9 protein-coding genes are annotated in these 13,036 nt (G+C 72.0%); 8 read left to right on the forward strand and 1 reads right to left on the reverse strand.

Annotated elements, in window-relative coordinates:
- Positions 1–40: 40 nt before the first annotated feature.
- The 7 genes from AB0D14_RS16635 to AB0D14_RS16665 all read left to right on the forward strand — a co-directional run bounded on the left by AB0D14_RS16635 (position 41) and on the right by AB0D14_RS16665 (position 11,309).
- Positions 41–1,498, forward strand: coding sequence for a hypothetical protein (locus AB0D14_RS16635; RefSeq protein WP_362779286.1), 1,458 nt, complete (start codon positions 41–43; stop codon positions 1,496–1,498).
- A gap of 14 nt (positions 1,499–1,512) precedes the next feature.
- A complete protein-coding gene (locus tag AB0D14_RS16640) occupies positions 1,513–2,529 on the forward strand; it encodes a glutamate ABC transporter substrate-binding protein (protein ID WP_362779288.1) in 1,017 nt (338 codons plus the stop codon).
- Positions 2,530–2,571: 42 nt separating this feature from the next.
- Positions 2,572–3,894 carry a hypothetical protein gene (locus tag AB0D14_RS16645; protein ID WP_362779290.1) on the forward strand — a complete coding sequence of 441 codons (1,323 nt, stop codon included), beginning with the start codon at positions 2,572–2,574 and terminating at the stop codon, positions 3,892–3,894.
- Positions 3,891–6,695 carry a tetratricopeptide repeat protein gene (locus AB0D14_RS16650; protein WP_362779292.1) on the forward strand — a complete coding sequence of 935 codons (2,805 nt, stop codon included), beginning with the start codon at positions 3,891–3,893 and terminating at the stop codon, positions 6,693–6,695. The genes AB0D14_RS16645 and AB0D14_RS16650 overlap by 4 nt, the downstream gene beginning before the upstream one ends.
- A gap of 3 nt (positions 6,696–6,698) precedes the next feature.
- A complete protein-coding gene (locus tag AB0D14_RS16655) occupies positions 6,699–8,204 on the forward strand; it encodes a protein phosphatase 2C domain-containing protein (RefSeq protein WP_362779294.1) in 1,506 nt (501 codons plus the stop codon).
- Positions 8,205–8,326: 122 nt separating this feature from the next.
- Entirely contained in the window at positions 8,327–9,673 is a 1,347-nt protein-coding gene (locus AB0D14_RS16660; protein ID WP_362779296.1) for a VWA domain-containing protein, read from the forward strand.
- Positions 9,674–9,776: 103 nt separating this feature from the next.
- Positions 9,777–11,309, forward strand: a complete 1,533-nt coding sequence (locus tag AB0D14_RS16665; RefSeq protein ID WP_362779297.1) for an FHA domain-containing protein — start codon at positions 9,777–9,779, stop codon at positions 11,307–11,309.
- An 82-nt stretch (positions 11,310–11,391) separates the two neighbouring features.
- Here AB0D14_RS16665 and AB0D14_RS16670 read toward each other — a convergent pair whose 3' ends face one another.
- Positions 11,392–12,396, reverse strand: coding sequence for a methyltransferase domain-containing protein (locus tag AB0D14_RS16670; RefSeq protein WP_362779298.1), 1,005 nt, complete (start codon positions 12,394–12,396; stop codon positions 11,392–11,394).
- 49 nt (positions 12,397–12,445) lie between these two features.
- On the opposite strand from AB0D14_RS16670, the gene AB0D14_RS16675 reads away from it, so the two are divergent.
- Positions 12,446–12,859, forward strand: coding sequence for a globin (locus AB0D14_RS16675; protein ID WP_362779300.1), 414 nt, complete (start codon positions 12,446–12,448; stop codon positions 12,857–12,859).
- Positions 12,860–13,036: the final 177 nt, after the last annotated feature.

Genomic DNA, 13,036 nt, shown 5'->3' on the forward strand with positions numbered 1-13,036 from the left:
CCGGGCGGAGGTGACCGGCGTCGACCATGGGGGAGGTCAGGTGACACACCAGGAGCAGGGCACCGCGGCGCCACCGGGCGCACCGGTGGCCACGATGCCTGCGGTCCCGCCGCAGGCTCCGCCGCCGGGGCCGCAGGGCCGGCCGGGTGTGCCCGACGCCGCGCCCCCTCGCCGCACCGCGTGGGCGGAGGGCGTCGACCGGCTGCGTGCCGCGGCGACCACCGAGCCCGGGCGGCTGCGCGTCATCGGCGCCGTCCTCGCCGTCCTGGTCGTCACGTTCGGCGCGGTCACCGCCTGGGAGATGGCCGACCGTTCGGCCGCCGCGGACGACGTGCTGCACAGCAGCCAGCCGCTGAGCGCCGACGCGGCCGACATCTACCGCTCCCTCGCCGACGCCAACACGGCGGCGTCCAGCGGCTTCCTCGCGGGCGGCCAGGAAACGGCCGAGTCCCGCAAGCGGTACGAGGACGACATCAGTCTGGCCGCGGACAAACTGGTGACGGCGGCGTCCAACTCCGAGCCCGGCTCCACCTCGGAGAAGACCATCACCAAGCTCAACAAGATGCTTCCCGAGTACAAGGGCCTGGTCGAGCGTGCCCGTGCCAACAACCGCCAGGGCTACCCCCTCGGCGGCGCCTACCTGCGGTATGCGAACTCGAAGATGCAGGTGATGCTCGAGGACGCCGAGCGTCTCTACACGGTGGAGAACCAGCAGCTGCGCTCCGACTACGACGACGCGACGCCCTACCCGTGGATCGCGATCGGCGCCGGTGTCCTGGCCATCGGCGGCCTCGTGTGGGCCCAGCGCCGCAACTACCGCCGGACGAACCGCGTGCTGAACCACGGCCTGGCCACCGGCACGGCCGCCGCCACGGTCGTCCTGCTCTGGCTGGTCGTCGGCCACAGCGTCGCGCGCGCCGGGCTGGACGAGTCGTACGAGCACGGCGTGCGTTCGCTGAACACGCTGAACGACGCCCGGATCGCCTCGCTGAAGGCCAGGGGCAACGAGAACCTCACGCTGGTCGCCCGCGGCGCCGAGACCACGGACGTGGGTACGGGCGCCGACAAGAGGACCGTGGACACGTTCGACCACGCCTTCGAGCAGCAGATGAAGGACCTCACCACGAAGCTGGCCGCCGCCGAGGACCTCGCCGACGACAGCGCGGGCGTGAAGCCGGTCGAGACCGCGACCGGCAGCATGAAGGTCTGGAAGCAACGGCACTCGGAAGCCCGCGAGCAGGACACGCTGGGCAACTACCAGGGCGCGCTCGACAGGATCATCGGCTCCAAGGCGGACAAGCCGACGGGCGAATGCTTCGACAGCGTGGACACGAACCTGGCGGCCGCGCTCAAGCACGAGCGCGCCGAGTTCGAGCAGGCGGCCGGTGACGGCCTGGGCGCGATGAACGGCCTCGTGGTGGGCGCCGCGGTGCTCGCGGTGCTGGCCGCGGCAGGGGCGGTGCTCGGTATCGGGCGCAGGCTGTCGGAGTACCGGTGAGAGGGGGCATGACGATGAACGCACGACGTTTGCGGGCCAGCCTGAGGGGCTGGGGCGGAGTGGGTGCGATGGCGGTCGTCTGTGCCCTGGCGGCGGTCTTCGCGCTGCTGCTGCCGGTGACCCAGTCACGCGAGGACGACGCGTCGGACCTCGACGGGCAGGGCGTGGCCAGGGGCGACCAGGTCAGGGCCCCGGATTGCCCCGATCCCGAGAAGCAGAGCCTGGCCCCGTCCTCGGGTGACCAGAACGGCGCGACGGTCCAGGCGATCAAGAAGCGCGGCTTTCTGATCGTCGGCGTCGATCAGAACAGCTACCGCTTCGGCTACCGCGACCCGAACAGCGAGTCGGACGACGCCGAGCTGGAAGGCTTCGACATCGACCTCGTGCACGAGATCGCGGACCAGATCGTCGGCAAGAAGCCCAAGAACGTCCGCTTCCGGGCCATCCCCACCGATCAGCGCGTCCCGGCGATCCAGGACCGCAAGGTCGACATGGTGGTGCGCACCATGACGATCAACTGCACCAGGCTGGAGCAGGTGGCCTTCTCCTCGCCCTACTTCGTGACCGGCCAGCAGGTGCTCGCCCCGAAGAAGTCGGACATCACCGGGCTCGACAAGTCCTTGGCGGACAAACGGATCTGCACGGCGACGGGTTCCACCGCCTGGGACGCGCTGGACGCGGCCAAGAAGGACGGCACCCTCGTCGCGTCCGCCGACTTCGAGAAGCGCACCGTGCCGAACCAACTCGACTGCCTGGTGCGGCTGCAGCTCGGTGAGGCCGACGCCGTGGTGACCGACGGGGCGCTCGCCGCGAGCCAGGCCGCACAGGATCCGACGGTCGGGCTCAAGGGCGAGCCGTTCACCGACGAGTACTACGGCGTGGCGATGAGGAAGGGCGCCGACGATCTGGTGCGCCGGGTCAACCAGATCCTGGTGGACTACCGCAAGGACGGCTGGCAGAAGTCGTACAACAAGTGGCTCGCCGCGAGCCTCGGTAAGTCGTCCGGGCCACCGCCGGTCAAGTACAAGTAGCCAACGATCCAACCGGGCACAATCAAGAGCGAGAGGTGATCGATGGGCGTCGCGGGACCATCCGGGCCGGTACTGGACCGGGACGAGGTGGACCGTGCGCTGGCGCGGCTCGGCGCGGAGCACGAGGCCATCGAGACCTCGCTCCTCGCCCTGCAGGACCACGCGGGCCGCAGACTCCTCGAAGGCGCCGAGCTCACCGGCACGACCAAGGAGCGCTGGGGGACCGCCGAGGCATCGATCACCCTGCTGTGGGCGTACTTCGACGCGTACGCGGCCACGCTGCGCTCCGCGCGGGAGATCCGCTCCCGCAGACGCTGGTCGAACCGCGACGACCTCGTGGAGCTGACGGAACTGCTGCGCGGCGCGAGCGTCACGGTGGCCGGCAGCACCTCCGCCACGGCGGCCGCGCCCACGATGGCGGGTACGGGCAGGCTGAGCGAGCACTTCACTCTCGCCGAACTCGTGGAGCGTATGAACGAGTTGTACGCGAAGTCGCTGGACATGGTCGTCACGGCCGACGCCGTGTGGTCGGCGCTGCCCGCGCGGATCGACCTGCTGGCCGCGGAGTTGCAGCGCACCCGCCGGCTCGCGCACTCGGTGGGCGTCCGGCCCGGTGAGCATCCGTCGGGGGACGACCTGGAGCAGATCACGCGCACGCTGACATCGCTGCGTGAGCAGGTGGTGTCCGATCCGCTGGCCTTCTGGGCCCCCGCGCAGGGGAGTTCGGCGCCGGGCGGCGGACGCCCCGACACGACCCGCTACGACCGCGAGGCGCTCGCCCTGGAAGAGGTGCGCCGCGAGATCGACGCCGTGCTCACCGTGCGGCAGGACGCCGAGGCGCGGCTGGTGAGGCTGCGGGACGTGCTGAACCGCGCGGACCGCACGCTGGCCGAGGCGAGGAGCGCGCGCGGCGAGGTACTGGCGAAGATCGCCGCGTCCGAGGTGCCCGCGGTGAGCGGCCCGTCGACGGCGCTGCAGGAGCAGTTGGCGACGGCCTCCGAGTACCGCAGGCACGCGCAGTGGCACCGCCTCTCACCCCTCCTGGAGTCCCTGGAGGACAGGGCCGAGGACGAACTGCTGCGGGCCCGCGAGTCGTTGACCAAGGTCACCGAGCCACTCGCGGTCCGCGCGGAGCTGCGCGGCCGGCTCGACGCGTACAAGGCGAAGGTCGCACGGCACGGCTTCGCCGAGGACCCGCTGCTCGTGGAGCGGTACGACGCGGCGCGCCGCATGCTGTGGAGCGCGCCCTGTGACCTGCGGGTGGCGGAACAGGCGGTGCTGCGCTATCAGCAGGCGGCCGCCGAAGTGCTCGTACCGAGGGTCCCCGGCCACGGCGGACCACAGGACCGGAGGGGGGAGTCATGAGTCAGCCGGACGAAGGTCAGCAGGGTCGGCAGAGTCAGCAGAAAGAGTGCCAGCGCCCCGGTTGCACGGGGTCGTACGAGGACGTGGGCGGCGGCGAGCTGTACTGCGACACCTGCGGTCTGGCGCCGGTCGTCTCGTCTGGGGGTCCCTCCTCTGGGGGAGGCATGGTGGGCTCCGTGCCGACCGGGCTCACGGCAGGTGGCAAGAGCTCTCGCGGCTCCGGCCGCGGCAGCGGCAGTTCTCGCGCCAGTTCCCGTGCGTCCTCCCGGGCCTCGTCGCGGTCGGCCCAGTCCCGGCGTTCGGTGTCGGGCCGTCTCTCGCGCTCCGTCTCGGGGCCGTCGACGGGCCGTTCGGTGTCGGTGCGCAGCGCCGGTTCGGCGGCCGGGTCGTCCAGCCGCGGCAGGCTCGGCGTCGGTCTCGTACAGGTCCCGGACGTGCCGCGGCCCGACCCCCGCGCGATGGTGCAGGAGAACCCCGAGGTTCCGGAGCGGAAGCGATTCTGCTCGCGCTCCGACTGCGGGGCCCCCGTGGGACGTGCGCGCGGTGAGCGCAGCGGGCGCACGGAGGGTTTCTGCACCAAGTGCGGCCACCCGTACTCGTTCGTGCCGAAGCTGCAGACCGGCGACATCGTGCACGGCCAGTACGAGGTGATGGGCTGTCTCGCGCACGGCGGGCTCGGCTGGGTCTATCTCGCCGTCGACCGGGCGGTGTCCGACCGCTGGGTGGTCCTCAAGGGCCTCCTCGACACGGGCGACCAGGACGCCATGGCCGCCGCGATCTCCGAGCGCCGCTTCCTCGCCGAGATCGAGCACGCGAACATCGTGCGGATCTACAACTTCGTGGAGCACCTCGACCAGCGCACCGGCTCCCTCGACGGCTACATCGTCATGGAGTACGTCGGCGGCAAGTCCCTCAAGGAGATCGCCAACGACCGCCGCACCACGGCCGGGAAGCGCGACCCGCTGCCGGTGGAACAGGCGTGCGCGTACGGCATCGAGGCGCTGGAGGCGCTCGGCCATCTGCACAGCCGCAACCTCCTGTACTGCGACTTCAAGGTCGACAACGCGATCCAGACCGAGGACCAGCTCAAGCTGATCGACATGGGCGCGGTCCGCAGGATGGACGACAACGAGTCGGCCATCTACGGCACGGTCGGCTACCAGGCCCCCGAGGTCGCCGACGTCGGCCCCTCGGTCGCCTCCGACCTCTACACGGTCGCCCGCACTCTGGCGGTCCTGACCTTCGACTTCCAGGGCTACACGAACGTGTTCGTGGACTCCCTGCCCGACCCGGACAACATCGAGGTCTTCCGCACCTACGAGTCGTTCTACCGACTGCTCGTGCGGGCCACCGACCCCGACCCGGGCCGCCGGTTCGCCTCCGCGCAGGAGATGGCCGAACAGCTCACGGGGGTGCTGCGTGAGGTCGTCGCCGTGCAGACGGGACATCCGCGGCCCGCGCTGTCCACGCTGTTCGGGCCCGAACTGAGGGTCACGGACACGGAGTTGTTCGGCAAGCTGAGCGGGGACGTGTCGCGGCTGGGGGCCCGGGTCGTGCCCGTACGGGCGAAGAAGAGAGGCACGCGAGCACCGGCGAGCGGCACAAACGGTTCTCCGGCCCTGACGGCGGGGCCGAATGGTTCTCCGGGACTCACGGCGGGGCCGAACGGCGCACAGGCGCTGTCGGCCGGGACGAACGGCTTTCCGGGGCCGGCGGCCGGGCCGGGCACTTCTGCGGCCCTCCCGCCCGCTCCGGCTTCACTCGTGAAGCCGCTGGACACCGCGGCGGCGTCGCTCGCCCTGTCGGTCCCCCATGTCGACCCCGGCGATCCGAACGCCGGGTTCCTGGCGGGTCTCATGGCGTCCGCGCCCGCGGAGCTGATCGCCGCCCTGCAGGCGGCGCCCGCGGGCTCCCTGGAACTGCGGCTGCGCGAGTTGCGGGCCCGCCTGGAGATGGGCGAGTTCGGCCACGCGACCAGGACGCTCGAAGCCCTGGAGGCGGACCACCTCGACGACTGGCGGGTGGTCTGGTACCGGGGCGTGGCCGCGCTGGCTACCGGCGACCACGAGATCGCGGCGGTGTCCTTCGACGCGATCTACGACGCGTTCCCGGGCGAGCCCGCGCCCAAACTGGCCCTCGGCCTGTGCGCGGAGGTCCTCGGACAGCTGGACAACGCCGCCGAGTACTACCGGCTGGTGTGGACGACCGACCCGAGCTTTGTGAGCGCCGCCTTCGGCCTGGCCCGCGTCCAGCTCGCGGCGGGCAACCGCCCCGGCGCCGTACGGACGTTGGAGTCGGTGCCGGAGTCCTCGATCCACTACACGGCGGCGCGGGTCGCCGCCGTCCGGGCGCGGCTGAGGCAACGCCTGGCGGAGGCCGCACCGCCCGCACCGCCCGCTCCACCCGCTCCAGGGGTTCCTGGGGTTCCAGGGGTTCCTGCGGTTCCTGGAGCACCGCCGGCTCCGGGAGCGCCGGGAGCACCGTTCCTGGACGACCTGACCTCGGCCGCGGCCCAGGTCGAGGCCCTGGACGGATATGGTCTGGATGCGGTGCGCCGCGAGCAGTTGTCCACAGAGGTCCTTGGTTGTGCCCTGGACTGGGTACTCTCCGGTATCCAGGGTTCCGCCCCACCGACCACCGGTGCGCGGACCGTACTGCTCGGCAGTGACCTGGACGAGCGGGGCCTGCGCTTCGGTCTGGAGCGGTCGTACCGGACACTGGCCAGGCTCGCCCAGGGTGGCGACGAGAGGATCGATCTGGTGGAGCGCGCCAACCGCTACCGCCCCCGGACGTGGGTGTAATTCATGTCGCAGATGCCCCAACTGGCCGCCTGCCCCAGCTGTGAGGAACCGCTGGAGTCGGGGGACCGTTTCTGCGGTGCGTGCGGGTACGACCTGTCGGCCGTACCCGTGCCGCCGGACGACAACCCCACCGTCGCCATGAACGGTTCGACACCACGGCCCCCTTCGGCCGCGGCCGCCGTGGACTGGCCGGTCGCGCCCGAGCCGGCCGGCTCGGACACACCGGCGGCCATGGTGCTGCCGACGGACCTCGACGGCCGGGAGTCGGGCGGCTCCGACAGCCCCGGCATACGGCTCGACCGGCCCGGCCGGGCGTCTGCCCGGCCGTCCGGACAGCAGTCCGAACAGCCGGCGGCCCAGTCGTCCGTCCCGCCACATGCCGAGGCGCCGTCCCCTACGCCGGCTCACGCGCCGGCCCCTGCACCTGCTCGAACGCCGTCCCGTGCCGCGGCCCAGGCATCGGCTCCCGCTCCTCCGGCCCATGCGTCGGCGGAACCTGACGAGTACCCGCTTGCCGCTCCGCTGCCGCCCGAGGTGCCGCCCGCCGATCCGCGGACGGCCACGGCAGACCTCCCGACGCCCCCCGCGGGCCTGAAGGTCTGCGTGGCGTGCCGCGCGGGCCAGGTCGACCGGGACGGTTACTGCGAGAACTGCGGGCACGCGCAGCCACGCGAGCGCGATCACATGGAGCAGGAGCTGGACACGGTCGCCGCGGTCAGCGACCGCGGGCTGCGCCACCACCGCAACGAGGACGCCTTCACGGTGTCCGCCACCGCGCTGCCCGACGGTTCGCCCGCGGTCGTCGCGATCGTCTGCGACGGCGTCTCCTCGGCGACCCGCCCCGACGAGGCCTCCCTGGCCGCCTCCCGCGCGGCCAACGAGTCGCTCCTGGCGGCCCTGCCCCGCGGCACACACCCGCAGCAGGCCATGCACGAAGCGATCCTCACGGCCGCCGAGGCGGTCAACTCCCTGGCGGACCGCGCCCCGGCGGCGGCCCAGGAACACCAGCCGCATGTCAACGCCCCGGCCTGCACGCTCGTCGGCGCTGTCGTCACCCCCAGCCTGCTGATCGTCGGCTGGGTCGGTGACAGCCGCGTCTACTGGGTGCCCGTGGACCGGTCGGCACCGCCGGCCCGGCTCACCGAGGACGACTCCTGGGCGGCCCAGATGGTCGCCGCGGGCCTGATGAACGAGGCAGAGGCGTACGCCGACCAGCGCGCCCACGCCATCACGGGCTGGCTCGGGGCGGACGCGTACGAACTGGAGCCGCACACCGCTTCCTTCAAGCCGGACCGGCCGGGTGTGGTCGTGGTCTGCACCGACGGCCTGTGGAACTACGCGGAAGGAGCCGAGGAATTGGCCGAGGTCATCCCGGCCGACGCCGCGGACCGACCGCTGCACAGCGCCCAGGTCCTGGTGGGTCACGCCCTGGACGGCGGGGGCCACGACAACGTAACAGTGGCCGTCCTTCCGTTCCCGGCCCCGCAACAGGGGGCAGGATCGGCCTGAGGCCGAAGCGGTACGAGCCGTACGAAACAGTGTCGGTCTCGGGCGCCAGGACCGGAAGGGGCCGGTCCGCGCACCGCTGTCACCCACGTCCCGTGGGAGTCCTGAGGGGGAGCAGAGTAGGTATGGCCAATTTCTCGAAGTCGAACGTGCCGCAGTTCTCGGTAGAGGTGTACCAGAACGAGTACCTGCCGGAGGGCGGCCGCGAGGTCAACGCGATCGTGACGGTGACCTCCACCGGCGGCGGCACGATCGGGAGTGCCGTCGCGGCACCCCACCTGTACACACCGGGGCAGGGCCCGGACGCGGCTGTGGCGATCATGGTCGACTGTTCCGGGTCCATGGACTACCCGCCGACCAAGATGCGCGGCGCCAGGGACGCGACGGCCGCCGCGATCGACGCGCTGCGCGACGGCGTGCACTTCGCGGTGATCGGCGGGACGCATGTGGCCAAGGAGGTCTATCCGGGCGGAGGTGAACTCGCCGTCGCCGACACGCAGACCCGCGACCAGGCGAAGCAGGCGCTGCGCAAGCTCAGCGCCGGCGGCGGCACCGCGATCGGCACCTGGCTGCGGCTGGCCGACCGCCTGCTGTCCTCGGCGGACGTCACCATCCGGCACGGCATCGTGCTCACCGACGGCCGCAACGAACACGAGTCGCCCGAGGACCTGAAGGCGGCCCTGGACGCCTGCGCCGGCCTCTTCACCTGTGACGCGCGGGGCGTCGGCACTGACTGGGAGGTCAAGGAGGTCACCGGCATCGCGTCCGCGCTGCTCGGCACCGCCGACATCGTGGCCGATCCGGCGGGCCTGTCCGCCGACTTCACGCAGATGATGGAGACGGCCATGGGCAAGGAGGTCGCGGACGTCGCGCTGCGGCTGTGGACCCCGGTCGGCACCTCCGTCAAGTTCGTCAAGCAGGTCGCGCCGACGGTCGAGCAGCTGACCGACCGCCGCACCGAGGCGGGCCCGCGCTCCGGTGACTACCCCACCGGCTCCTGGGGGGACGAGTCCCGCGACTACCACGTCTGCGTCGAGGTCCCCGAGGCCGGCCTCGGGCAGGAGATGCTCGCGGCCCGGGTCTCCCTGGTGATCCCACAAGGGGACGGCGCCGCCCAGACGCTGGGCGCACAGGGTCTCGTACGGGCCGTGTGGACGGATGACATGACGGCGTCCACGTCGATCAATCCGCAGGTCGCGCACTACACAGGTCAGGCGGAACTGGCACAAGTCATCCAACAGGGTCTGGATGCCCGCAAAGCGGGCGATGTCGACGGGGCAACTGCCAAACTGGGCCGCGCGGTTCAGCTCGCCAGCGCCTCAGGAAACGCGGATACGGCGAAACTGCTTTCGAAGGTGGTGGACGTGGTCGACGCCTCGGCAGGTACTGTGCGATTGAAGGCTAAGGTCGCGGAGGCCGACGAGATGACTCTCGAGACACGGTCCACAAAGACTGTTCGTGTAAAGAAGTAGAGCGGTACGCACACAGCGCGTAGCGGTGCGCACGCGCTACGAACGCGCCATGTACGACTTACGGTCCCCGGTGGACCGGAACTGGAGAGGGGGAAGCACCGACATGCCGACCTGCCCGAACGGACACCAGTCGGGTTCCGACGACTGGTGCGAGGTCTGCGGTCACCGCATGGCCGGTGCCGTGCCCCCGCCACCTCCCCCGCCTCCCCCGGCCGCCGGTTACGGCTTTCCGCCGCCCGGTTCGGCCCCACCGCCCGGCCAGGGCGGCCGCCCCCATCTCGCCGCGGTGCCCGACCCGGCGCCCGAGTCCGAGCTGTGCCCGCAGTGCCGTACCCCGCGTGAGGGCGGGGCGCCGTTCTGCGAGGAGTGCCGGTGGAACTTCCTGACGAACACCGCGACCTCGTACACCCCGGCCGCTCCGCGTCCCCCCGGGCCCCCCGGTCCTGGCGGTCCCGGTCCGGGCGGCCCCAGTTCCGGTCCCGGTAGCCCCGGTTCCGGTCCCGGTAGCCCCGGTTCCGGTCCCGGTAGCCCCGGTTCCGGTCCCGGCGGGCAGAACCCGGCGCCCCACTTCCAGCAGCAACAGCCGCCGCCCGGGCAGTCCGGCCCCACCCACGGTGGATTCGACTACCAGGGTTCCCGGCCCTCGCAGATGAACCGGCCCGCGGAGCCGATCCCGCCCTACGGCGAGGCCCCCTCGGGCTTCCCCGGTGATCCGTCACGGCCGTCACCACCCCCGCCCGGACCCGGCGGCACGAGCCCCGGGGCTCCCGGCGGGTTCGGCGGGCAGGGGGGCCAGGGCGGTCAGGGCGGCCAAGGGGGATACGGCGGCCCCGGTGGACCCGGTGCGCCGAACGGCCCCGGAGGCCCCGGAGGCCCCGGAGGTCCGAACAGTCCTGGAGGCCCGCCCGGCCCCGGAGGTCCAACAGGCCTCGGCCTCGGTGCCCCGCAAGGGTTTCAGCAGTCCGCCCCACCGGCCCCGCCCGCGTATCCGCAGGAGACCGGGTATCCGCAGGAGACGGGACAGCCTCAGGCACCGGGCGGCCCGTCCTACGGCGTCGCTGAGGACGACTGGGTGATCTCGCCCCCGTCGACCGGCGGACCCGGCGGCCCACCCGGACCCGGTGGCGGCCCTGGCAGCCCTGCCGGCGGCTACGGCTATCCGCAGCCCGGCGCGACACAGGCGCCTCCCGGCTACCAACAGCAGCAGCCGCAGCAACAGCAACAGCAGCCACTGGCCTGGAGCATCACCATCGGCCCCGACCGCGAGTACTTCATGGCGATGATGCAGCGGTCAGGACCGGAGGCCGCGGGACTGAACCTGCCCGCGTACTCGCCGGAACAGCAGCGGCCGCTCACCGGCAACCAGATCACGATCGGCCGCCGCCGCCACTCCACGGGCGAGTCCCCGGACATCGACCTGGCGGTGCCGCCGGAGGACCCGGGCGTCTCGCATCAGCATGCGGTCCTCGTGCAGCAGCCGGACAGCAGCTGGGCGGTCGTCGACCAGAACTCCACCAACGGCACCACGGTCAACGGCGCCGAGGAGCCCATCCAGCCCTTCGTCCCGGTGCCGCTCCAGGACGGCGACCGGGTGCATGTGGGCGCCTGGACGACGATCACGCTCCGGCGGGGCTAGTGCCGCGGCACTAGGACCTGGCCGGTCGATCACGGCGAAGACCGGAGCGGGGGCGGCCCGGCAACAATCGGCCACAACCCGCCTACGGCAGCGGCCAGGTGTACGGCCCCTCCGGGTCGTCCAGCCACGCCCACGCACGGTCGTCGCCGACCGTGATGCCGTACCGCTCGCGCGGCGGCCACCCCTCGCGCTCCCACAGCGCGTACGCCTCGTCCGGGGCCAGGGTGCCCGCTGTCAGGGTCAGCAGGAACCGGAACAGTTCGTTCCCCCTGGCCCGGCGCGGCAGGCCCTCCAGGTTCGCGTCCGGGTCGTCGCGCTCGGACCGGGTGCTGCCGCGCAGGGGCACGAAGTAGGCGGGCGTATGCAGGAAACGGCCCTCGGCATGCCCGGTGTCCCGTACCCGCAGGGCGATGAGGCCGGTGGCGAACGGCGCGAGGATGCGGGCGCCGGAGCGGCACTGCCCGAGCCAGGAACGTGGGATCGAGCTCAGCGTGCAGGTCGCGATGACCCGGTCGAAGGGGGCGCGCTCGGGGCAGCCGCGCGCTCCGTCGCCGGTGACGACGGTCGGCCGGTGGCCGGCGGCGGCCAGGTGCCGCCGGGCGGACTCGGTGATCTCCGGATCCAGGTCGACCGTGGTGATCAGCTCGTCGCCCAGCCGGTGCGAGAGCAGCGCCGCGTTGTAGCCGGTGCCCGCACCGATCTCCAGGACCTCGTCCCCGTCCCGTACCTCCAGCTCGGCCAGCATCTTCGCCATCAGGGACGGCTGGCTGCTGGAGGACACCAGCTCGCCGTCGCGCACACGGGTGGCCAGCGGAACGTTCTCGTACGCCCCGCGCATCCACTCCTCGCGTCGGTGCGGGACGGGGTCCTCGCGCCATCTGCGTTCGTAGCCGCCCCGCGCGCCCTGCACGCCCTGCGCGCCCACGTAGTAGTACGGCACGAAGAGGTGGCGCGGGACGCTCTCGAAGGCCTCCCGCCAGGCCGGTTCGGCGTCCCAGGCGCCGCTCGCGTCGATCTCGCGCACGAGCGCCGCCCGCGCCGTGCCTGCGAGGTCGTCGAGCCCGTGATCGATGGCGCGCGCACTCATACCTCCACTGTGCTGCGGGACGGGCCGGGAGGCGAGCCCGTCTGAGACCATGGACGGTGTGAAAGAGATACGGCGCGGCACGCTGCAGGAGCAGACCTTCTACGAGCAGGTCGGCGGCGAGGAGACCTTCCGGCGTCTGGTGCACCGGTTCTACGAGGGTGTCGCCGAGGACCCGCTGCTGCGGCCCATGTACCCCGAGGAGGACCTGGGCCCGGCCGAGGAACGCTTCACGCTGTTCCTGATCCAGTACTGGGGCGGTCCGACCACCTACAGCGACAACCGCGGCCACCCCCGGCTGCGGATGCGCCACGCCCCCTTCGCGGTCGACCGCGCGGCGCACGACGCCTGGCTGAAGCACATGCGGGTCGCCGTCGACGAGCTCGGCCTCTCCGAGGAGCACGAGCACACGCTGTGGAACTACCTGACGTACGCGGCGGCCTCGATGGTGAACACAGAGGGCTGAGGACCGGGAACTGAGGACCGGGAACTGAGGACCGGGAACTGAGGACCGGGAACTGAGGACCGGGAGCTGAGGACCGGGAGCTGACGGCTGAGGACTGGGGCCTGAGGACTGGGGCCTGAGGCCTGAGCAGCAAGAGCTGAACAGCACCGGCTGACGCGCGGATTCCGGTCGCGCGTC

Source organism: Streptomyces sp. NPDC048484 (assembly GCF_040651415.1).
GTDB lineage: Bacteria > Actinomycetota > Actinomycetes > Streptomycetales > Streptomycetaceae > Streptomyces.